We start from the raw sequence: 20,101 nt of genomic DNA, 5'->3' as shown, positions 1-20,101 counted from the left end.
TACAACACCGTCAGGCCGCACAGCGCACTAGGCTATCGCCCACCCGCGCCAGAAAGCATCGTCACAATGGACCAGAGGCCCACGATGCACTAACAATCAAACCGGACCACCCGATGGGGGCACGCCAAGACCGCAGACTTCATTGGTCAGCTACATTCAGCCGGGACAACTCACTCTCTTACCCAGAGCCACAGGACGACCAAGAAAGGTTTGCTTGACGCTGCTTTGGCCGTACGAAACGGCGACAACATTCTGGATGTGTTGGACAAGAGAGAGTTTGGGAAGCCCAAGAGGGTGCGTTGGGAAGGTGAAGGGATCGAGCTTTCGGAAGTCCCCGCTACGGCAAGTAACTCAGGATTGCTTGCGTGGCATTTGGCGTTTCAATTGACGCGGCGCTCGAACGATGTTGCGCTTCTCACGCCCGACGCGAAGAACACCATTATCCGAAATGCGATAGAGGCTGTGGGAACAAGGCGCTGGACGTGGCCTAGCGGTGCAACTTTTGGTCCTTTTTCAATCGCGTGGGAAGGAGGCGACAGCAGCATCGAGCAAGAGCTGGCTGAGAAAATAGGATTTCCAGCCTCAGCTTCATACGACGAGGTTTGTGCAGTATTGAAGGAGCACTCGACGCAGCCAATGGTCAAAACAGTGGATCGGCGTGTCCGCAGGCTTCATAGAGTGACAGGCCAAAGCGAATTTGAAAAAGCTCAATTGGATTCCTTCATATCTGATGCTGTCAGAACCAACACACGCCTTGGCTTCACAAAGAGTGCGAAAATTAAGGCCATGTCCATCCATGCAGCAAAAAACAGAGAGTTCGACAGGGTGATCGTCCTGTGGCCACAATCGGCAACTGGAGGTGATGAGCACAAGCGTCGCTTGCTTTACAATGCCATGACCCGCGCAAAGAGCTATTGCACAATCGTCGTTCTCGGCACCGGAAGAACGACTGCTGCCCCCTTCGCACCATGAAGCAAAGAAGCAATCGCGTAATGTACAGTCGCGTTCGACTCGTGATCCTATGCCACTACTTTTGCCATCATAATCCTGTGACAGATGGTATTTCTGTCACTTAAAATGTCACAGTAATACTGAGATAGGCACATGGAGGACAGCGCCAAACCACTTCTAACGCGTTGAAATTAAACAATCTTTTTTTGATTAAGAATGGTGCCCCCACACGGACTCGAACCGCGGACCTACTGATTACAAATCAGTTGCTCTACCAGCTGAGCTATAGGGGCACTTTTACGCCGTTTAGCCCGACACGGCGCGAGCCGCAAGAGGGTGTTTCATCGATTTGCTCGCGCCAGGAAGATGACGGCGACCAGGCTTACGATCGTGATTGTGAGAGCCGCCGGGGCGGCCTCCGCAATGTTCTCCAAGCTCGCTTTGGCGTGGACTCGGGTCGCCAGCGTATCAAAGTTGAACGGCCGCAACAGCAATGTCGCCGGCAATTCCTTGACGCAATCCACGAACACCAAGAGCAATGCAGAACCCAAAGAGGCCCGCATCAGCGGGACATGGACGGCGCGCAGGGTGCCGCCGGCGCTCCGGCCCAGAGATCGGGCCGCCATCGGCAGGCTTGGCGGCACTCGGCCCAGCGCGGCATCCGCGGTGCCTTGTGCGACCGCGAAGAACCGCACGAAATACGCAATTACCAATGCGGCGGCAGAACCGGTCAGGATCAGCCCGGGGTCGCGTCCGGTCAGGGCCAGAACGGCATCGGCGACGCGATTGTCCAGTGCGGCCAGGGGGATCAGGATGCCGAGGCCCAGAACGGCCCCGGGTGCCGCATAGCCGATCGAGGTCACAGGCAAGAGCAACGCGGGAAGCCGTCGGCCCGACAATCGCACACCGTAGACCATGAACACCGCGGCCAAGACCGTCAAAACGGCGGCGGCCCCGCCCGTGCCGACGGTGTGAAGCAAGGCACGCAACAGACCGGGAGCGACCCACTGACGAGCGTCGAAGGCGTGGCTCAACAAGACCGCCACGGGGATCACGAACCCCAATGCGAAAGGCAGCAGGCAGGCCATTGTGGCCAGCGCCGCTCTTGTTCCCTTCAAGGGGGCGGATGTCACCGGCCGCTGACCGCGGGCCGTGCCGAAGAAGCGGCTCTTGCGACGGCTGATCTTCTCCAAGGTGACAAGCAATACGATCAGGATCAGAACACAGGTCGCGATCTGCGCCGCGCCGCCAAGGTTGCCCGCCTGGAGCCAGACGCTGAAGATGCCTGTCGTCAGGGTTTGCACCGCGAAGTAATCGACGGTACCATAATCGTTGACGGTCTCCATCATCACGACGGCGACGCCCGCTGCGATTGCCGGGCGAGCGAGCGGCAATCCGACACGTATGAAGCGTCCCATCGGTCCGACACCGAGTGCGCGGGCCACTTCATAGGCGGAACCCGACTGCTCGCGAAATGCGGCCCGAGCCAAGAGGTAGACGTATGGATATAGCGCCGCGCTCAGCACCAGTATCGCAGCGCCTCTGGTGCGGATCTGTGGAAACCAGTAATCGGCCGGGGTTTGCCAGCCAAAGGTCTCACGCAATGCCGTCTGGACCGGACCCGCATATTCGAGAAAGTCGACCAGCGCGTATGCGCCGACATAGGCGGGCACGGCCAACGGCAAAAGGAGCGCCCATTGCAGCCAGGCCCTGCCGGGAAACCGGTGCATCACCACCAACCATGCTGTCCCCGTTCCGATGATCGCGGTCAGCAGGCCCACGCTCAGCATCAACACCAGCGAATTGGCAAGATACCGGGGAAGCGTCGTCGCTATCAGGTGCGGCCAGATGTTTTCGGTCGGGGTGAGGGCCAACCAGATCACCGCGCAAACCGGCAGCAGTACCATCACGGCAATAGCCAACGCGCCCATCGACCACACGTCGAACGCATTGGACCTCAGCGCCGGGGCGGGCATCGCAATCCCGCTTTTCTGATATAAACGCTCGGACATAAGCCTCCGCCTACCCGAAACCGGTTCCCCTGTCCAGAAAAGCCCTTATAGTGTGCTCAAGAACAAAGCGCGGGCTGAGCAGGCCAAATCAACGCACAGGCATAGCACACTATGAAAATCGTCTATCATATTGGGGCCAATGGCACAGACGGTGACAAGCTTGTTCGGTCACTGGTCAAGAATTCCAAAGCCATGGCCGACAAAGGCGTGTCGATCCCTCTGCCCGGCAAATATCGTCGTTTGCTTCGTGAAACGATCCAGAATCTCGGCGGCGGCGCTCCAGCGCCGGACACGCGCGACATATTGCTTGATGCCATCATGGATGACGGTCCTGCCGACCGGATCGTTATGAGCAACTCCGCCTATATCTGCCTGCCGGTTCGGGTTTTTGAGGCCGGCGAGTTCTACGGGCTTCTCACCATGAAGATGCGGGCGCTGACCCAGCTCTTTCCCGAAGACGACCTCGATATCCACTTCGCGGTGCGCAACCCGGCAACGTTTGTCCCGACGCTTTGGAGCCAGGTCAAAAATCGGCCATTCAACGCATTCATGGGAGGCGTCGATCCGCGCACGCTACGCTGGTCCGAGGTCATTCGCCGTATCCGGTTGGCCGCTCCAACCGCCAAGCTGACGGTCTGGTGCAACGAAGACACGCCGATGCTGTGGGGAGACATCCTACGCGGAATGATCGGTCTGGAAGAAAACGTCCCGGTCGCGGGCGAAAACGATCTTCTCGCCACGATCATGAGCGCCGACGGGTTAGCGCGATACGAAAGCTATCTGGCGTCGCATCCCCCTCAGACCAGCTTGCAAAAGCGGCGTGTCATCGCCGCCTTTCTGGACAAGTATGCCCTGCCGGACGAAGTCGAAGAGGAAGTCGACCTGCCCGGATGGGACGCGGCGCTCGTTCACGAGCTGACGGAACTCTACGAAGAAGACGTCGAGAAAATAGCCAAGATTGACGGCGTGAATTTCCTCGATCCCTGACGGAAGCGGAGTTGCGAAGCGCAGATTTGCAATAAAATTTTCGCTTCTAAGGCTACATGCCCAGCGCGGCCTTGTACATTTCCAACACTGCCTCTTCCTCGGCAATATCGTCGGCGTCACGCTTGCGCAGCGCGATGACTTTGCGCAGAACCTTGGTGTCATAACCGCGGCCCTTGGCTTCCGCCATGATCTCTTTCTGACCTTCGACGATGTCCTTCTTTTCGGACTCCAGGCGTTCGTACCGTTCGATGAACTGGCGCAGCTCTTCTCCGGCCACGGATTGGGTGTCGATCATGCCATCGTTCATGGGGGTCTCCTGTTTCGGCGTTGGACATTCCCTAGCCTCTGATGCCGCGTCCCGCAAGCGGCCTTGCCGCGCCGCCCCCGGCCCGTTAGGGAGCGGTCATTGTCGGCCGAGGAGCGAGACACATGGAGACACTGGTCTGGATCGGAGCAGCAGTAACCGCCGCCGGCTTCGGCGCGATCATCTGGAGCATCGTTCTGATTTCGAGGGCGCGTCGGGAAAATCTGTCAGACGACGACCTGCGCGCACGACTACACAAGATCCTCCCGGTGAATCTTGGCGGTCTGTTCACCGCGTTTCTGGGGCTGATGCTGGTTGTCGTCGGGGTTATTCTCGCCTGACCTGCGACGGCTTGGCCACGTCGACCGCCGCAAAACCGCCCGCCAGACGACCCGCCTGCATCACCAGCGGTGGCGGCTCCCAGATCGGATCCTCGTGCGCCCACTGGCGCATTTGCTGCAACAGCCGTGGTAATCCGGCCATTTCGACCGCCTTCATCGGCCCTCCGGCGCGGCGGGGGAACCCCATTCCATGCACAGCCAGAACGTCGATATCGCTGGCACGGTTCACACGCGCCGCCTCGACCAACCGAGCACCGGCAGCAGCCATGGCGGCGGTCACGCGGGGGCGGACATGAGGATCCGGCCCATCCTTGTCGCGCCCACCAAATGGCCCGATCTCGAAGCCCCATTGCAGGAAAGCCGCGTCGACAGCGCGCTCCGACACTCCGTGCGTGACAAGCCAAGCGATCGCCCTGTCCTGCGCGGCCAAAAGGTCCGAGACGGCAGCCGCCCCGGCTTCCGTCAAGACCCGACCGCCTTTGTCTGTCTTGATCAACAACTCCTGCGAAATGCGGCGCTCCGCGTGCAAGACATGCCGCAAGCACTGACTGTCTGGATCAGCGGCACAATCCTCGGACGCGGCCGCTTCAAACTCCAAGGCCGCCGCAAAAGGCAAAAGCATCGCGGCCTCGATGCTATCCACAATCCTGCTCGCCGCCATGAGCATGCCGGGCGGCAGGGCTGCTCGCGTCGTGGCAGTCACCTGCATCGATGCGGCCCCGTCGGTCAATTTCGAGCGGAGTTGGCCCGTGGGGCGCGGCGGCTTTTCCTGCTCGATCAGTGACCGGGCAAACGCGTGGCCTGCCGATCCTGCGTCGCCATCGATCAAACCGTCCACCAGTCCCAGATCGCGGCCGGTCTCCGCAGTGATCGACTTGCCTGACAACAACATGCGTAACGCCGGGTCCACGCCAATCAGGCGGGGCAGCCGCTGTGTGCCGCCCGCATCCGGCATCAGCCCAACTGAAATGGCAGGAAATCCGATCGTCGCGGCTGGGGTCGCAAGGCGATAGTGTGCGGCCAAGGCCAGCTCTGCCCCGCCGCTCAAGGCCGGCCCATGCAAAACCGCCACGACAGGTTTGGAACAGCACTCGATACGCAAACACAGGTCCGCGAGGCTCGGTTCGGCCTGCCCGCCCCCGACATCCGCCAAATCTCGGCCCGACGAGAAGAACCGCCCCTCCGCCATCAGGACGATTGCGCCGACCGAGACATTGGCTTCATACCCGGCGATCTTGTCCCACAAGGATTGACGCACCTCGACGCTCAACGCATTCGACGGAGGCGCATTCAGGGCCAGAATGCCGACGCCTCGCACGACGCGAGAGCGGACAACCGGTGCGTCGGAGTCTGACAGCAGGTCATTCATCGCAGGGGTTCCTCATCACGCATCATGCTGAAACATACTCCACAGTATGGCGGCTGCCGCGGCGAAGGCAAAGACCCTTGGGGCTACGGCGCAGGCACAGGGTGTCTCCGCGGCCACGCAAATCCACCATGACGGGGTGCACGGACGGGCTAGACGGCTTGACCGGCAGGCGCTACTGAATCGGCATGGAAATCAGACCGATCACCCCCGACTACGCCGTTTCACCGCAGATTGCGGCTGAAGACATTCCCGCCATCGCCGCCGCCGGCTACACGACGATCCTGTGCAACCGGCCAGATGCCGAAGTGCCGCCGGGTCAGCAGGCCGATGCGATCAGGCGGGCCGCCGAAGCTGCAGGCCTCGGCTTCGTGATCAACCCGGTCACGCATCAAGGGTTGAACGACGATATGGTCGCCGTGCAGGCCGCCACCATCCGGGATAGCGAAGGCCCGGTTTTGGCCTATTGCGCCTCGGGAACTCGTTCGACGATCGTTTGGGCCCTCGGTCAAGCGAGCCAGATGTCCGCGGACAGCATTATCGAAGCCGGCGCAAAAGCTGGATATGATCTGAGCGGGCTGCGCGACAGATTGACGTGATTGGAAGGGCTTCCGTCCGTCTCCTATCTGGAATGGTCTACTCCACATCCATTCGCTGATCAGGGATCACCTGCGGTTCGGGCCGCTCCGCCGCAGCCGGAGCTGCGCTTCGTCTATCCGGGAGCTGGACTTCCGCAAGCGTTGCGGGTGCGGCCACCTCCAACCTGACAGCCCTCATACCGGTCACCTGACCGAGGCGTGCACGCCCAAGCACCTGCCCCCCCGGCGCCTCCATTCGAACCGACCCGACCGTTACGCCGGGCAACGGAACGGTGTCGCCGACCTGAAATTTCGCCACTTTGCTCAGCGGGAGCGTCATGTGATGGAGCACGGCATGCAGAATTGCAGGAGCCTCCATGACAGTCGCCTGAAAGTTGGCCTTGAACAAATCTGCGCGCCCCGTCTGTGCTTCTGGCTCCTTCTCCGTAGCGGGCGAAGCTGGCAAAGCCAGAAGTATGGTGCCCTGACGCTCGCCGGTCCCAAGATCCAAGGTGACACCGATATAGCGGTATCTGTTCTCGGAAAGCGCGAGCCCGACGGCTCTGGCGTCCGAGATGCGGGCGCCCACAGTCGCCCCATCGGTCCAGCCCGCCAACTCCGTGTCGCGGCTCGCCTCCTCCAGTTCCGTCAGGAATCCTGTGACAAGGGGCGAGCAAAGCGCCACATCGCTCGGCGTGATCGCCCTCTCCGCCGCCGGGGCCGAGCGCAATTGGCCCAAGGTCTGCATTTCCACCGCCGCCGCGCGGGCCTGCAAGTCAAGACCGGCAACCCCGACGAGCTCGTCTTCGCGGACAAGGCCGATCAGCATCCAGTCCCCTGACAGGCGCTTGACCATCGAATCAAGGTCTTCGACTTCTTGGTTCACCCCCAGAACAGTCAGCGAAAGGCCGAGCGCCTCGTCCGCCGCGCGCGCAATGGCCAACCGGACAACGCGCCCTCCGGTCATTTGTCCCTGTGGTTCCGCCTCGGTCTTGGCCCTTAACAGCCGTCGCAACATATCCTGACTGTTCATTTGTCCCATGCGACCACCCGGCTACTGCACATTCTGCGCTGAATGATCGGACATTAGCCGGGCAATGGTTAGCGCAACGCTAACAGCCGCTATTGAGCGGCCATGGCCTGTGATTTCGGCAAGACGACGCGGAACGCCGCCCCGCCCTGCCCCGGCAAATAGAATATCTCGCCCCCGAGGCGCAGCATGACCTCCCGGCAAATCGCCAGACCGAGGCCCGCCCCACCCGCACGGGCATGATCCTCGAGCCGCGAGAATTTCTCGAAGATCACCTCTTGGCTGGCTTCCGGCACACCGCTGCCATTGTCGATGAAATCGACCACCGGGCCTTGCGGCGTTTGCCGGACGACGATGCGCAGCTCCGGGTTCTCGGCATCGCAGTATTTTTGCGCGTTCGAGACCAGATTGATGAAAACCTGCCCCAAACGGTCCAGATCGGTGGACAGGGCAATGGCCTCGTCCGCCGGGCGGCGGATCACCTTGATCCCGCCGCTGCGCAATCCCGACGTATCTACGGCGCGGTCCAGCAAGTCGGCCAGACTGCCCTCTTGCTGGTTGAGCACCACCTGCCCGTTCTCCAACACGGTCAGATCCAACAGGTCGTCGAGGAGCCGGGTCAAACGGATCGATTCGTCCTGAATGATCCCGGCGTATCTCTGCTGGGCAGCCACGTCCGTGCCGCCTTCGCGCAGGATCTCCGAGAACGACCGGATCGATGTCATCGGTGTGCGCAATTCATGGCTGATCTGGCTCAGAAACGCGTCTTTCTGGATAGAAAGGGCGGTCAGTTTCTGATTGGCGTCGCGCAAGGCGCGGGCGGTGCGCTCCTGCTCTGCGGACTTGGCCTCCAGCTTGTTCGAATACTCGAGGATCTGGGCCGCCTCGTCGGCCACGGCGATGAGGTCTTCGACGGAAACAGCGGCACCTTCCAAGGTTTGACTGACCATCGCATGAGCCGTCGCAGCACCCACAGACCCCGCGAGCATGCGCTCCACGGTCTGAACGAATTCCGGCGTCACATCTGGCAGATAGCCGGCCTTGCCCTGCGCCCTCGCGGCCCGCTGAAAGGCCGCCTGCGCCTCGGTCGGGCCGATGATCCGCTGCGCGACGATCAGTAGGTCTTCGGCCTGAGCCGAGTTCGGGGCCCATGTCTGGGCACCTGCGGAATGCTCGAAGACGTTGACGAACTGGGCACCCTGAAGGCGTTCCAGCGGGCTGGGAAAGCTCAGCAGGGAGCCGACGACAAAGACCGCCGTGTTCAGCAACATCGACCAGAGCGCGGCCTGCAAGAGCGGGTCGAGCGCGTCAAATCCGAACAGCGCCGAGGGGCGAAGCCAGCCGATGCCCCACGGGCCCTCGGCAAGCACCCGAGCGGACAGGATGGCCCCCTCGCCAAAGCTCGGCAGGAACAGCGCCCAGGCCCAAATGGCAAAGCCCGTGGTCAGGCCTGCTGCCGCGCCCACCCGCGTCGCACCGCGCCAAAAGATTGCGCCCATCATCACCGGCAGGATCTGGGCAACGCCCACGAATGAGATTAGGCCGATCGCCGCCAGTGCCGCGCCGCCGCCCGACAGCCTGTAATAGACATAGCCAAGCGTCAGAACTCCGATGATCGACAGGCGGCGGGCGGTCAGCACGACGGCGCGCACGTCACCAGACATCATCGCGCCCTGACCGCGCGAACGCAGCCAGATCGGCACCACGATATGGTTCGACACCATAGTGGCCAGCGCAATCGTCGCCACGATCACCATCGAGGTCGCCGAGGAGAAGCCGCCCAGAAACGACAGCGTCGCGAGGCCCTCGCGGCCTTGATTGAGCGGGACGGTCAGAACGAACAGGTCCGGGTTGGAGCCTTCGGGCAGCAGATCGAGGCCGACTACCGCGATAGGCACCACGAAAAGGCTCATCAGCATGACATATGTCGGGAAAGCCCAGCTTGCGGTGGCCAGATGGCGCTCGTTGTCGTTCTCGACGACGAGCACATGAAACATGCGCGGCAGGCACAGAAATGCGGCTGCGGCGACAAAGGTCAGCCCGACCCAGCGGCCTCCCGATTGCTCCCAATGGGCGATATCGGAGGCTTCGATGCGGGCCAATGTCTGCTCCACCCCGCCCGCGATGCCCCAGACCACAAAGATGCCGACGGCCATCAAGGCAGCGAGCTTGACGACCGCCTCGACGGCAATTGCCAGAACGATGCCGTGATGACGTTCGTTGGCGTCGAGGTTCCTTGTGCCGAAGAGGATGGTGAATACCGCCAGACCGCCGGCGGCATACAGCGCGACGGCATTCAGATCGCCCGCCACCCACTCCGATCCCCCGGCATCCGCAAAGACGGCAAAGCTGAGCGTCAGCGACTGGAGCTGCAGCGCGATGTAAGGGGTTACACCCACCACGCACAATGCGGTGACGATCACACCCAAAGCCGTGGATTTGCCGAAACGGGACGAAATGAGGTCCGCGATGGATGTGATGCGCTGCGAACGACCGATACGGACGAGCTTGCGCAGAAACCACCACCATCCCAGCATGACGAGCGTCGGACCAAGATAGATGGTCAGATATTCCAGCCCGGAACGGGCGGCAAAACCGACAGCGCCATAGAACGTCCATGCCGTGCAATAGATCGAGAGCGACAAGGTATAGATCAGCGGTCCACGCAGCCAGGCGACCTTGCCAAGGCTAGCGCGGCGTTCTGCGATAAAGGCGATGGTGAACAGAAACGCGACATATGCCAGCGCCGCCGCAACAAGGAGGTTGAAGGTCAGCATCAGCCGTCCTCGGCCTTCGGCTCATTCCCCTCTTCGGCATCGTCGTTTCGCAGGCGTCGGGTCAGCAGAAAGGACAACAGGATCAGAAAGCTCCACGCGCTGAAGATATAGATCAAGACCTGGCCATTGCCGGGGCCGTCCGGGCCGCGTGGCCACAACAAGGGCAGCATCAACAGGACGATGCCGGTGATGGGCAGAAACCGGATCGCGTCGCGCAGCCGGCGCTGGCGATAGCTCGATCTTGCCAGAAACAGGGGCTGACGCGGCATCTGGGCCATCGGCTGGTCAGGGCTCCAGATTTGGCTCGGCAGGGTCGCATGGCGTTGCGGCGCCGGCCAAAAGGGCTCGGATATGGGTGAGAACCTCGGCATTCGAGAACGGTTTGGTCATGAAATGATTGGCGCCCAGTTGTTCGGCCAGTTCCCGGTCCTTGGTTTGGCCGCGGGCGGTCAACATCATGACAGGCAGATCCTGCGTCGCGGGATCGGAGCGGATATCGCGCAGGATATCGAACCCCGACCGGCCGGGCAGCATCACGTCAAGGATTATGACATCCGGCGGCAGGCTGCGCACACGGTCGGCAGCCGTCTCGCCATCGCTATGGGTGTGAACGGTCCAACCATCGCGCGACAGGATAAAGCTGATAGCCTCAATGATATTGGGCTCGTCCTCGATCAGCAGGACACGCTTGGCCATCCGCCTCTCCCATTTCCTCCAACGCCCGACATCAGGCGTGTCTCCCTGACGGGAACTATCACGACAAAGCTCGCCTGTGTCAAAGACCCGAAGTCGCGGAGTCCCCCGACCGGGGCAGGATCGACGGCTCACGGCGGACCGCGCACTCCGCCCTCGGGCACACCCGGCAGGACCGGCCGACCGGCAAGCCCGCCGCCAATGGGGCATCCGCCACAGCAAGCATCATCGCGCGATAGTGTTGCGGGGCATCGAAGCGCAGCGGTCCGTCGGGGCTGGCCAAGGCATAGCAGGTCAGACGTGGCGCGGCCGCCCCCGGCATCGAGACGACGGCGCGGATCGGCTGTCCGGGCTGCTGTAGCGCCTGATAGAGCGGCCAGATCGGGCAGGCCGGCGCGTTGCGTGGCAAGGCAAAGTCACGATTTGACTTCAGATAGGTCAATCCGCCCGACGCATCGCAGATCGCCAAACCGATCGGCGGATGGCCCTCCCCCGGCGGCAGCGACGCCAGGCGCCGCATGACCACCGGCAAAGGCGATCCGACCGCCTCGGCGATTGCGCCCGGATCATAGGCTGCGGCCACCGCGGCAGGGGCAAGAACAGCCATCGGCAGGGCCTCGGTATCCGCGCGGTAGCGGTGAAACCAGTCGCGGGCCACGGACTTCGCCTGCGGCGGCACAAGGGCCGACACCATCGCCTCGATCGCGTCTTCCGGGAGCAATTCGACCTCCAGCTGAGCGACATGGTGATCCGTTTCGTCCAGATAGCGCTCAAATTCCTCTACGGGAGACAGGGTCGCTGCGGCGTCTGTCTTCGGCGTCTCCAGATAGGTGGCAAGCGCTTGCGACGCCTCGGCGAGGCGGACACTGTCCTGGTGCAGATTCTGGTGGAACCGGCTTTGCCAATCGGCGTCGATATCGTCGGCACCGACAAGGATCGACGCCGTGGAGCGGATCGAGGTCACCACCGAGATCACTTCATGAAGCGACGTGTCGAGCTGCATGTCATGGGCAAGGCGGTCCGACAGAGCCGCGACACGATCTTCGAGGCCGGAAATTCGGCGGGCCTGGGCTGCGACGGTCGCCGCCCACCCCGGAAACCGGTCCGCGAATTCGCGGGTCTGGGTGCGCTCTGCGCCGCTGGCGGGCTCGGACGCGGCGGCCAGATCGAGAGCCTCGAGCAAGGCAGGCTCCGCCACTTCGGTGAGGACCGAGGCGTCGAGACCAAGGGCGCGGGCGATGTCGTGCAGAACCTTGCCCGCGATTCTGCGACGGTTGTGCTCGATCAGGTTCAGATAGGGCGGCGAAATCCCGGCCATATGGGCAAGCTCGGTCTGGCTGATGCCGCGATCCAACCTGCGGGCGCGAATGCGGGCACCGGTGCGCTGACTTTCGACCATCGGCATTTCCTTCATGGTTTCAACCGACTACTGCGGATGCGAGAAAACTCTTTTACAGATTAACAAGAAAATCTGTAATCGTCTTTACAGAAATTTCCAGTCGCCCGAAGCACTTGTTGTGAAACTTTCCAATCCTGCGCGTAATGCAGCAGCACTAGAAAAAGTGCTCGCACAGGGAGGAGTGAGGAGCCTCCGCCCTGTGGTGTTCACGAAAGGGAGGATTTCAATGTCCAAATCTAACTTCACTCGCCGGGGTGTATTGCGCACTGGCGCCATCGCCGGGGCCGGCCTCGCTCTGCCGACCTATCTGCGTGCAGACGCTCATGCAGGCTTTACCAACGCGCCGACCGGCAGCACCGTCACCATCGGCTTCAACGTGCCGCAGACAGGTGCCTACGCCGAAGAAGGTCTCGACGAACTGCGCGCGCAGGAGCTTGCAGTCGAGCACCTGAACGGCATCGGCGACGGCGGGATGCTCAACACCTTCTCGTCCAAGGTTCTGGACGGAACAGGCATTTTGGGCAAGCAGGTGAATTTCGTCACCGGCGATACTCAGACCAAATCCGACGTGGCACGCGCCGCGGCGCAGTCGATGATCCAGAAAGACGGCGTGATCATGGTCAACGGCGGTTCGTCCTCCGGTGTGGCCATCGCTGTTCAGGGTCTCTGCCAAGAGGCCGGCATCATCTTCATGGCCGGCCTGACGCACTCCAACGACACTACCGGCAAGGACCGCAAGGCCAACGGCTTCCGTCACTTCTTCAACGGTTACATGTCCGGTGCGGCCCTCGGCCCGATCCTCGAAAAGGAATACGGCTCGGATCGCAACGCCTATCACCTGACGGCGGACTATACTTGGGGCTGGACCCAGCAGGAGTCGATGCAGCAGTCGACCGAAGCGATCGGCTGGAACACCGCTCAGAACGTGCTGACACCAGTGGGTGCGGGCGACTTCTCGTCCTACATCGCGCCAGTGCTCAACTCCGGCGCCGATACGCTGGTTCTGAACCACTACGGTGCAGACATGGTCAACTCGCTGACGCAAGCGACGCAGTTCGGCCTGAAGGACAAGCAAGTCAACGGCAAGGACTTCAAGATCATCGTGCCGTTGTTCTCCGAGCTGATGGCCGCTGGTGCGGGCACCAACATCGAAGGCGTGTTCGGCTCCATGAACTGGAACTGGCAGCTTCAGGACGAAGGCACGCAGGCATTCGTGCGGTCCTTCGGTGAGAAGTACGGCCGTCCGCCTTCGGGCTCGGCCCATACCTGCTACGTGCAGACCCTGCTCTATGCAGACGCCGTGACCCGCGCCGGATCGTTCAACCCCTGCGCAGTCGCCGAAGCACTCGAAGATTTCGAATTCGACGGACTCGGCAACGGCCCGACGTTCTACCGCGGCGCCGATCACCAGTGCTTCAAGGACGTTCTGGTCATGAAGGGCGTTGCGTCGGCTTCCGGCAGTGCTTCCATGGTCGGCTACGACACCGTGGAAATCGTCGAAGTCACACCACGCGCTCAGGTCGAGTATCCTTCCGATCACCCGATGTTCGGTGGTCCGGAAGCTTCGCTGGGCGAGTGCAACCCGGGCGCCTAAGCGTCTGAAACGATTGAGGGCGGGGACACTCCGCCCTCTCTTCCCGGCCTTCGCCGGAACAAGACCGCGACGCGGACCGAGGGCGCTATCGCCCGGCCGCGCGATCAGCCATCAAATCGATAAAGGGGCGCGGGGCACATGGACGCCATCATTCTTCAAATTCTAAACGGTCTGGACAAGGGGTCGGCCTATGCGCTGATCGCTCTTGGCCTGACCCTGATCTTCGGGACGCTCGGCGTGGTCAACTTTGCCCACGGTGCGCTGTTCATGATCGGTGCCTTCTGTGCGGTGACGTTCAGCCGCCTGTTACAGCTGAGCCATGAAATCGTCGACGAAACCCGCACCGACTTTCTGGGTAATCCGCTGAAAGTCGACGTGCCGTATCTTCAGGACTGGTTTGGCCCTGAGACCGGTGCCGCGATCATCGACTGGGCGGTGCCGTTGTCGATCCTCTTTGCCATTCCGGTCATGCTGTTGGTCGGTTTCGTGATGGAACGCGGGCTGATCAAGCATTTCTACAAACGCCCCCACGCCGACCAGATCCTCGTGACCTTTGGCCTCGCCATCGTGCTGGGCGAGATCATCAAGGCCAACTACGGCGCGAACCCGATCCCGACGCCCGCACCCGCAGCCTTCTCCGGCAGCCTCGATTTCGGTGTCTGGCTCGGATTTGACGAGAACGCGATCATCTACCCCTACTGGCGGCTGATCTACTTCCTCTTCTCGGCGGTGATCATCGCCGGTGTCTTCGCCTTCCTGCAGTTCACCACCTTCGGGATGGTGGTCCGGGCAGGCATGGCAGACCGGGAAACCGTCGGGCTTCTGGGAATCGACATCGACAAGCGGTTCACCATCATGTTCGGCCTCGCCGCCGCCGTCGCCGGACTCGCCGGGGCGATGTATACGCCGATCTTGTCGCCCAACTACAACATGGGCATGGACTTCCTCGTGCTCAGCTTCGTCGTGGTCGTCGTCGGCGGCATGGGCTCGCTGCCGGGCGCGGTTCTGGCAGGCTTCCTTTTGGGAATTCTGCAAAGTTTCGCCTCGATGAACGAGGTCAAGTCGCTGCTTCCGGGTATCGACCAGATCATCATCTACCTCGTCGCCATCGCCATTCTATTGACCCGCCCCCGCGGCCTGATGGGCCGTAGAGGCGTGATGGAGGAATAAGCCATGCTTGGACTTGATACAAAAGACACCCGCCTCCTGATCATTGTGGCCATCATGGTCATGGCCGCACCGATCCTGCTCAACCCCTTCCCCGCAGACAGCGCCATGGCGCAGTTCAACGCGGGCTACCCCGACCTGATGCAACGGTTCGTCATCTTCGGAATTTTCGCCATCGGGTTCAACATCCTGTTCGGTCTGACCGGTTACCTCTCGTTCGGGCACGCCGCGTTCCTCGGGATGGGGTCCTATGCCGCGGTCTGGATGTTCAAATTGCTCAGCTACAACGTCGTGCCGGCGATCCTCTTGTCGGTCATCGTGGCGGCGGCCTTCTCGGTGGTCATCGGATACATCTCGCTGCGGCGGTCGGGGATCTACTTCTCGATCCTGACACTGGCCTTCGCGCAGATGTCCTATGCCCTGGCCTACTCGGTGCTCACACCGATCACCAACGGGGAAACTGGACTGCAGGTCTATACGAACGACCCGCAAATCCTGATGGGCGAGAACAGCCCCAACGTGCCACACCTGTTCGGGATCGAAATGCGGGGAACGGCGGATCTTGAACTCGGCGCATGGACCTTCACGTTCGGCAACGGATACTACCTCGCCGCGCTGATGATGCTGCTGTCGTTCTACATCTCGCTGCGGATCTTCCGGTCGCCGTTCGGGCTGATGCTGCGGGCAGTCAAATCCAACCAGAACCGGCTGACCTTCACCGGCGTCTCGCCCAAGCCCTACACTCTGGCGGCCTTCGTGATCTCCGGGATGTATGCCGGTCTGGCCGGTGGGCTTCTGGCGGCGATGGACCCGCTCACCGGGGCCGAGCGGATGCAGTGGACCGCATCGGGAGAAGTCGTTCTGATGACGATCCTCGGCGGGGCCGGCACGCTCATCGGGCCGGTGCTTGGGGCGGGACTGATCAAGTATCTCGAGAACATCTTCTCCAAGATCAACGACGGCATCCTGCACCAGTGGTTCGCATTCATGCCTGACGGATTGGAAGATTTCATGGTCACCATCCTGCACCCGTTCATCGGTAAAGGCTGGCACCTGACCCTGGGTCTGATCTTCATGGCCATCGTGATCTTCCTTCCCGGCGGACTCGTCGAAGGAGGTCAGCGGATCGGGCGGCTGTTCAAGCGGCGCAAGACCGACGACGCCTCCTCCGCCACCACAAAACCAGCCGAATAAGGAGACACGAGCCATGGGCATCCTAGAAGTCAAAGGTGTGAACAAGCGGTTCGGCGGGTTGCAGGCGCTGGGAGATGTCAATCTCTCGGTCGCCGAGAACACCGTGCACGCGATCATCGGGCCCAACGGGGCCGGCAAGTCCACCCTGCTCAACGTGCTGGTGGGCAAGCTGATCCCCGACTCCGGGTCGGTCATGTTCGACGGGAACTCCGTCCTCGGACGGCAACCCTACGAGATCAATCAGATGGGGATCAGCCGGGTATTCCAGACACCGGAGATCTTCGCCGATCTCAGCGTCATCGAGAACGTGATGATCCCCTGCTTTGCCAAGCGGGACGGGGCGTTCCGAATGCATGCGATCGAAAGCGTCGGGAACGAGAAGAACATCCGCGAACAGGCGGAAGCCATGCTCGACGATGTGAACATGCTCGACAAACGCAACATGATCGCCAGCGTGATGTCCCGCGGTGACAAGAGGCGGCTCGAAATGGCCATGTGCCTCGTGCAGGAACCGCGGCTGCTTCTGCTCGACGAACCGACGGCGGGCATGGCACGGGCCGACACCAACAACACCATCGATCTTCTCAAGGAGATCAAGGAAAAGCGCGACATCACGATGGCCATCATCGAACACGATATGCACGTGGTGTTTTCACTTGCCGACAGGATCACGGTGTTGGCGCAAGGCACGCCGCTGGTCGAAGACACACCCGAGAAAATCAAGGGCCACCCGAAGGTCAAGGAAGCCTATCTGGGCGAGGCCGCGCACTGACGCGCCTGAGTGAGGACAACACAATGACGAACCAAGCCGTCAACATCAATGCCAACCACGCAGCAACCGCACCCGCGTTTCTGTCGGTCTGGAATATCGAGGCCTACTACGGCGAGAGCTACATCGTCCAAGGGGTCAGCTTCAACATCCACGAAGGCGAGATCCTCGCCCTGCTCGGGCGGAACGGTGCGGGCAAGACCTCGACCCTGCGCACCATTGCCCGGCTGGACAATCCGGCCCTGAAATCGGGCGAGATCTGGCTCGACCACCAGCCGCTTCACACCATGAAGTCGCATCAGGCCTCTGCTGCCGGTATCGCGCTGGTGCCCGAAGACCGGCGGATCATCCCCGGCCTCACGGTCGAGGAAAACCTCAAGCTGGCGCAGATCGCTCCTCCGATCGGCTGGTCGCTCGATCGGATCTACGAGCTGTTCCCGCGACTTGGCGAGCGGCGCAAGCAAGAGGGCGTCACGCTCTCCGGCGGGGAACAGCAGATGCTGGCGATTGCACGCGCCCTTGCCCGGGACATCAAGGTGCTCTTGCTCGACGAACCATACGAAGGGCTCGCCCCGGTGATCGTGCAGGAAATCGCCAAGACGCTGAACATCATTCGCGATCAGGGCATCACGACGGTCATCGTGGAACAGAACGCCGTCGCCGCTCTCAAGCTTGCCGACCGCGCCGTGATCCTCGATACCGGGTCCGTGGTTTATGACGGGCTTGCACAAGAAGTGCTGGAAGACGAGAAATTGCGCGCGCAATATCTTGCCATCTGACAAAGCGATCGGCCGTTGCGCAGAGCGTGCCGGCCGGAGCACACGTCGGTTTGACGACACCTACGCCATACCGACGTGAGACCGACGCATTATCCAAAAGCCTCTCGGGCCGATTTTGGGCCGTGACGGCACTCAAAAGACCCGAGGAAAAAGTCATGACGACCAAGACCTACGCTCCCTCAGACGCCTTCGTCTCCAAGGCTCACGCCGACCGCGCCACCTATGACGCGATGTATGAAAAGTCGGTCGCGGACCCAGAGTCCTTCTGGGCAGAGCACGGCCGGAGGGTCGATTGGATCAAGCCCTACAGCACTGTAAAGAATACCGATTTCAGCCCTGGAAAGGTCTCGATCAAGTGGTTCGAGGACGGCACGCTGAACGTCGCCGCCAACTGCGTCGACCGTCATCTCGAGACCCGCGGCGACCAAACCGCGATCATCTGGGAACCGGATGATCCCAAGGACGAGGCGCTGCACATCAGCTACAAGCAGCTGCATGAGGAAGTGTCCAAGTTCGCCAACGTTCTCAAAGACTTGGGCGTGAAGAAGGGCGACCGGGTCGTCATTTATCTGCCGATGATCCCCGAGGCCGCCTACGCGATGCTCGCCTGCGCCCGAATCGGCGCGATCCACTCCATCGTCTTCGCCGGCTTCTCCGCCGACGCCCTCGCCGCCCGGATTTCCGGCTGTCAGGCAAAGGTGGTCATCACCAGCGACGGCGCCCCCCGCGGCGGCCGCGTGACCAAGCTGAAAGACAACGTAAATCAGGCGCTTATCAATGTGATGCATGACGTCACCTGCCTCTGTGTAAAGCGCACGGGGCAGCAAGTCGCTTGGCGCCCGGAGGGCGATGTCTGGCTCCACGAGGCCGCCGCCAACGCCTCTACCGATTGCCCGGCCGAAGAGATGAGCGCCGAGGATCCCCTCTTTATTCTCTATACCTCCGGCTCCACCGGCATGCCGAAAGGCGTCGTGCACACGACCGGCGGCTATCTGGTCTACGCCGCAATGACCCATCAGTACACGTTCGATTATCATGACGGTGACGTGTTCTGGTGTACGGCCGACGTCGGCTGGGTCACGGGGCACAGCTACATCATCTATGGCCCACTGGCGAACGGCGCGACGACCGTGATGTTCGAAGGCGTGCCCACCTGGCCGGATGCCGGACGGTTCTGGGAAGTATGCGCCAAGCATCAGGTCAACCAGTTCTACACCGCCCCGACAGCGATCCGCGCGTTGATGGCGCATGGCTCCGAACCCGTTGAAAAGCATGATCTTTCATCGCTGAAGCTGCTTGGAACAGTTGGTGAACCGATCAACCCCGAGGCCTGGAACTGGTACAACGATGTCGTCGGAAAAGGCAGCCGCCCGATCGTCGATACATGGTGGCAAACCGAGACCGGCGGGCATCTGCTGACTCCGCTCCCCGGTGCGATCCCGACCAAGCCTGGGTCGGCCACCCTGCCCTTCTTCGGGGTTCAGCCGGTCATTCTCGAGCCGACCTCCGGCGAAGAAATCCACGAAACCGCGTGTGAGGGGGTGCTCTGCCTCAAGGACAGCTGGCCGGGTCAGATGCGTACCGTCTGGGGAGATCACGAGCGGTTCGAAAAGACCTACTTTTCCGACTACAAGGGCTACTACTTCTCCGGTGACGGCTGTCGGCGCGACGAAGATGGCTACTATTGGATCACAGGCCGGGTGGACGACGTGATCAACGTCTCCGGGCATCGAATGGGCACGGCAGAGGTCGAAAGCGCATTGGTGGCCCACGCCGCCGTCGCCGAGGCCGCCGTCGTCGGCTATCCGCACAAGGTCAAGGGCCAGGGCATCTATGCCTATGTCACCCTCATGAACGGAGAGACACCCTCGGACGAGCTTCGCAAAGAGCTCGAAGTCTGGGTTCGCTCCGAGATCGGCCCCATCGCCAAGCCGGACCTGATTCAATGGGCGCCGGGTCTGCCAAAAACGCGGTCTGGCAAGATCATGCGGCGGATCCTTCGAAAGATTGCGGAGAACGATTTCGGCAGCCTCGGAGACACCTCGACTTTGGCCGATCCCGCCGTGGTCGATGATCTGATCGAGAACCGAATGAATCGGGACTAACCCTTCGCAAACCACGGGGACAAATAGTCCCAGCCGCGTTAACCAACGGTGCACG

At 61.6% G+C, this 20,101-nt stretch carries 18 protein-coding genes and 1 tRNA gene; 10 read left to right on the top strand and 9 right to left on the bottom strand.

Features of this window, described 5'->3' with window-relative positions; genetic code table 11:
* The first annotated feature begins 210 nt into the window (after positions 1 to 210).
* A complete protein-coding gene (locus LOM8899_RS18625; RefSeq protein ID WP_245820602.1) occupies positions 211 to 972 on the top strand; it encodes an ATP-binding domain-containing protein in 762 nt (253 codons plus the stop codon).
* Positions 973 to 1,168: 196 nt separating this feature from the next.
* On the opposite strand, the gene LOM8899_RS18620 is transcribed toward LOM8899_RS18625, so the two are convergent.
* Positions 1,169 to 1,244, bottom strand: a tRNA-Thr gene (locus LOM8899_RS18620).
* Between the two features lie 48 nt (positions 1,245 to 1,292).
* A complete protein-coding gene (locus LOM8899_RS18615) occupies positions 1,293 to 2,927 on the bottom strand; it encodes an ABC transporter permease (RefSeq protein ID WP_245820605.1) in 1,635 nt (544 codons plus the stop codon).
* 147 nt (positions 2,928 to 3,074) lie between these two features.
* Here LOM8899_RS18615 and LOM8899_RS18610 point away from each other — a divergent pair, with 147 nt between their 5' ends.
* The gene (locus tag LOM8899_RS18610; RefSeq protein WP_093993761.1) at positions 3,075 to 3,950 is read left to right on the top strand and encodes a hypothetical protein; all 876 of its coding nucleotides are present in this window, start codon (positions 3,075 to 3,077) and stop codon (positions 3,948 to 3,950) included.
* Between the two features lie 52 nt (positions 3,951 to 4,002).
* Here the strand turns inward: LOM8899_RS18610 and LOM8899_RS18605 are convergent, their stop codons facing one another.
* A complete protein-coding gene (locus LOM8899_RS18605) occupies positions 4,003 to 4,257 on the bottom strand; it encodes a DUF2312 domain-containing protein (RefSeq protein ID WP_093993760.1) in 255 nt (84 codons plus the stop codon).
* Positions 4,258 to 4,379: 122 nt separating this feature from the next.
* Between LOM8899_RS18605 and LOM8899_RS18600 the strand changes: the two genes are divergently transcribed.
* Positions 4,380 to 4,595 (top strand): hypothetical protein, encoded by a 216-nt coding sequence (locus LOM8899_RS18600; protein WP_093993759.1) that lies wholly within the window; start codon positions 4,380 to 4,382, stop codon positions 4,593 to 4,595.
* On the opposite strand, the gene LOM8899_RS18595 is transcribed toward LOM8899_RS18600, so the two are convergent.
* Complete coding sequence (locus LOM8899_RS18595; RefSeq protein ID WP_093993758.1) at positions 4,582 to 5,964, bottom strand: enoyl-CoA hydratase/isomerase family protein; 1,383 nt, start codon at positions 5,962 to 5,964, stop codon at positions 4,582 to 4,584. The two genes, LOM8899_RS18600 and LOM8899_RS18595, sit on opposite strands and share 14 nt — an antisense overlap.
* Positions 5,965 to 6,149: 185 nt before the next feature.
* Between LOM8899_RS18595 and LOM8899_RS18590 the strand changes: the two genes are divergently transcribed.
* Complete coding sequence (locus LOM8899_RS18590) at positions 6,150 to 6,560, top strand: protein tyrosine phosphatase family protein (protein ID WP_093993757.1); 411 nt, start codon at positions 6,150 to 6,152, stop codon at positions 6,558 to 6,560.
* Positions 6,561 to 6,597: 37 nt separating this feature from the next.
* Here LOM8899_RS18590 and LOM8899_RS18585 read toward each other — a convergent pair whose 3' ends face one another.
* The 5 genes from LOM8899_RS18585 to LOM8899_RS18565 form a co-directional block, all read right to left on the bottom strand.
* Positions 6,598 to 7,581 (bottom strand): FliM/FliN family flagellar motor switch protein, encoded by a 984-nt coding sequence (locus tag LOM8899_RS18585; protein WP_093993756.1) that lies wholly within the window; start codon positions 7,579 to 7,581, stop codon positions 6,598 to 6,600.
* 80 nt (positions 7,582 to 7,661) lie between these two features.
* Positions 7,662 to 10,346, bottom strand: a complete 2,685-nt coding sequence (locus tag LOM8899_RS18580; RefSeq protein WP_093993755.1) for a sensor histidine kinase — start codon at positions 10,344 to 10,346, stop codon at positions 7,662 to 7,664.
* Positions 10,346 to 10,624, bottom strand: coding sequence for a hypothetical protein (locus tag LOM8899_RS18575; RefSeq protein WP_093993754.1), 279 nt, complete (start codon positions 10,622 to 10,624; stop codon positions 10,346 to 10,348). The genes LOM8899_RS18580 and LOM8899_RS18575 overlap by 1 nt, the downstream gene beginning before the upstream one ends.
* Positions 10,625 to 10,631: 7 nt before the next feature.
* Positions 10,632 to 11,042, bottom strand: coding sequence for a response regulator transcription factor (locus tag LOM8899_RS18570; protein ID WP_093993753.1), 411 nt, complete (start codon positions 11,040 to 11,042; stop codon positions 10,632 to 10,634).
* Between the two features lie 79 nt (positions 11,043 to 11,121).
* Positions 11,122 to 12,438, bottom strand: coding sequence for a helix-turn-helix transcriptional regulator (locus LOM8899_RS18565; RefSeq protein ID WP_093993770.1), 1,317 nt, complete (start codon positions 12,436 to 12,438; stop codon positions 11,122 to 11,124).
* Between the two features lie 226 nt (positions 12,439 to 12,664).
* On the opposite strand from LOM8899_RS18565, the gene LOM8899_RS18560 reads away from it, so the two are divergent.
* The 6 genes from LOM8899_RS18560 (at position 12,665) to acs (ending at position 20,046) form a co-directional block, all read left to right on the top strand.
* A complete protein-coding gene (locus LOM8899_RS18560; protein ID WP_093993752.1) occupies positions 12,665 to 14,032 on the top strand; it encodes a substrate-binding protein in 1,368 nt (455 codons plus the stop codon).
* 138 nt (positions 14,033 to 14,170) lie between these two features.
* On the top strand, positions 14,171 to 15,202 hold the full coding sequence (locus LOM8899_RS18555) for a branched-chain amino acid ABC transporter permease (RefSeq protein WP_093993751.1): 1,032 nt from the start codon (positions 14,171 to 14,173) through the stop codon (positions 15,200 to 15,202).
* Between the two features lie 3 nt (positions 15,203 to 15,205).
* Positions 15,206 to 16,393, top strand: a complete 1,188-nt coding sequence (locus LOM8899_RS18550; protein ID WP_093993750.1) for a branched-chain amino acid ABC transporter permease — start codon at positions 15,206 to 15,208, stop codon at positions 16,391 to 16,393.
* 13 nt (positions 16,394 to 16,406) lie between these two features.
* Entirely contained in the window at positions 16,407 to 17,165 is a 759-nt protein-coding gene (locus LOM8899_RS18545; RefSeq protein ID WP_093993749.1) for an ABC transporter ATP-binding protein, read from the top strand.
* A 23-nt stretch (positions 17,166 to 17,188) separates the two neighbouring features.
* Entirely contained in the window at positions 17,189 to 17,941 is a 753-nt protein-coding gene (locus LOM8899_RS18540; RefSeq protein WP_093993748.1) for an ABC transporter ATP-binding protein, read from the top strand.
* A gap of 155 nt (positions 17,942 to 18,096) precedes the next feature.
* Positions 18,097 to 20,046 carry an acetate--CoA ligase gene (acs, locus tag LOM8899_RS18535; RefSeq protein ID WP_093993769.1) on the top strand — a complete coding sequence of 650 codons (1,950 nt, stop codon included), beginning with the start codon at positions 18,097 to 18,099 and terminating at the stop codon, positions 20,044 to 20,046.
* The last annotated feature ends 55 nt before the right edge of the window (positions 20,047 to 20,101 follow it).

This window comes from Flavimaricola marinus (assembly GCF_900184895.1).
GTDB classification, from domain to species: domain Bacteria; phylum Pseudomonadota; class Alphaproteobacteria; order Rhodobacterales; family Rhodobacteraceae; genus Flavimaricola; species Flavimaricola marinus.
The sequence above is the reverse complement of the archived record's forward strand: the minus strand, read 5'-3'. Positions and strand labels throughout refer to the sequence as shown.

Coding starts and splice junctions, on each gene's coding strand:
- LOM8899_RS18615 (WP_245820605.1), bottom strand. CDS start 2,927: ATGCCCGCCCCGGCGCTGAGGTCCAATGCGTTCGACGTGTGGTCGATG.
- LOM8899_RS18580 (WP_093993755.1), bottom strand. CDS start 10,346: ATGCTGACCTTCAACCTCCTTGTTGCGGCGGCGCTGGCATATGTCGCG.
- LOM8899_RS18610 (WP_093993761.1), top strand. CDS start 3,075: ATGAAAATCGTCTATCATATTGGGGCCAATGGCACAGACGGTGACAAG.
- LOM8899_RS18600 (WP_093993759.1), top strand. CDS start 4,380: ATGGAGACACTGGTCTGGATCGGAGCAGCAGTAACCGCCGCCGGCTTC.
- LOM8899_RS18590 (WP_093993757.1), top strand. CDS start 6,150: ATGGAAATCAGACCGATCACCCCCGACTACGCCGTTTCACCGCAGATT.
- LOM8899_RS18605 (WP_093993760.1), bottom strand. CDS start 4,257: ATGAACGATGGCATGATCGACACCCAATCCGTGGCCGGAGAAGAGCTG.
- LOM8899_RS18575 (WP_093993754.1), bottom strand. CDS start 10,624: ATGGCCCAGATGCCGCGTCAGCCCCTGTTTCTGGCAAGATCGAGCTAT.
- LOM8899_RS18585 (WP_093993756.1), bottom strand. CDS start 7,581: ATGGGACAAATGAACAGTCAGGATATGTTGCGACGGCTGTTAAGGGCC.
- LOM8899_RS18545 (WP_093993749.1), top strand. CDS start 16,407: ATGGGCATCCTAGAAGTCAAAGGTGTGAACAAGCGGTTCGGCGGGTTG.
- LOM8899_RS18540 (WP_093993748.1), top strand. CDS start 17,189: ATGACGAACCAAGCCGTCAACATCAATGCCAACCACGCAGCAACCGCA.
- LOM8899_RS18595 (WP_093993758.1), bottom strand. CDS start 5,964: ATGAATGACCTGCTGTCAGACTCCGACGCACCGGTTGTCCGCTCTCGC.
- LOM8899_RS18550 (WP_093993750.1), top strand. CDS start 15,206: ATGCTTGGACTTGATACAAAAGACACCCGCCTCCTGATCATTGTGGCC.
- LOM8899_RS18570 (WP_093993753.1), bottom strand. CDS start 11,042: ATGGCCAAGCGTGTCCTGCTGATCGAGGACGAGCCCAATATCATTGAG.
- acs (WP_093993769.1), top strand. CDS start 18,097: ATGACGACCAAGACCTACGCTCCCTCAGACGCCTTCGTCTCCAAGGCT.
- LOM8899_RS18565 (WP_093993770.1), bottom strand. CDS start 12,438: ATGGTCGAAAGTCAGCGCACCGGTGCCCGCATTCGCGCCCGCAGGTTG.
- LOM8899_RS18560 (WP_093993752.1), top strand. CDS start 12,665: ATGTCCAAATCTAACTTCACTCGCCGGGGTGTATTGCGCACTGGCGCC.
- LOM8899_RS18555 (WP_093993751.1), top strand. CDS start 14,171: ATGGACGCCATCATTCTTCAAATTCTAAACGGTCTGGACAAGGGGTCG.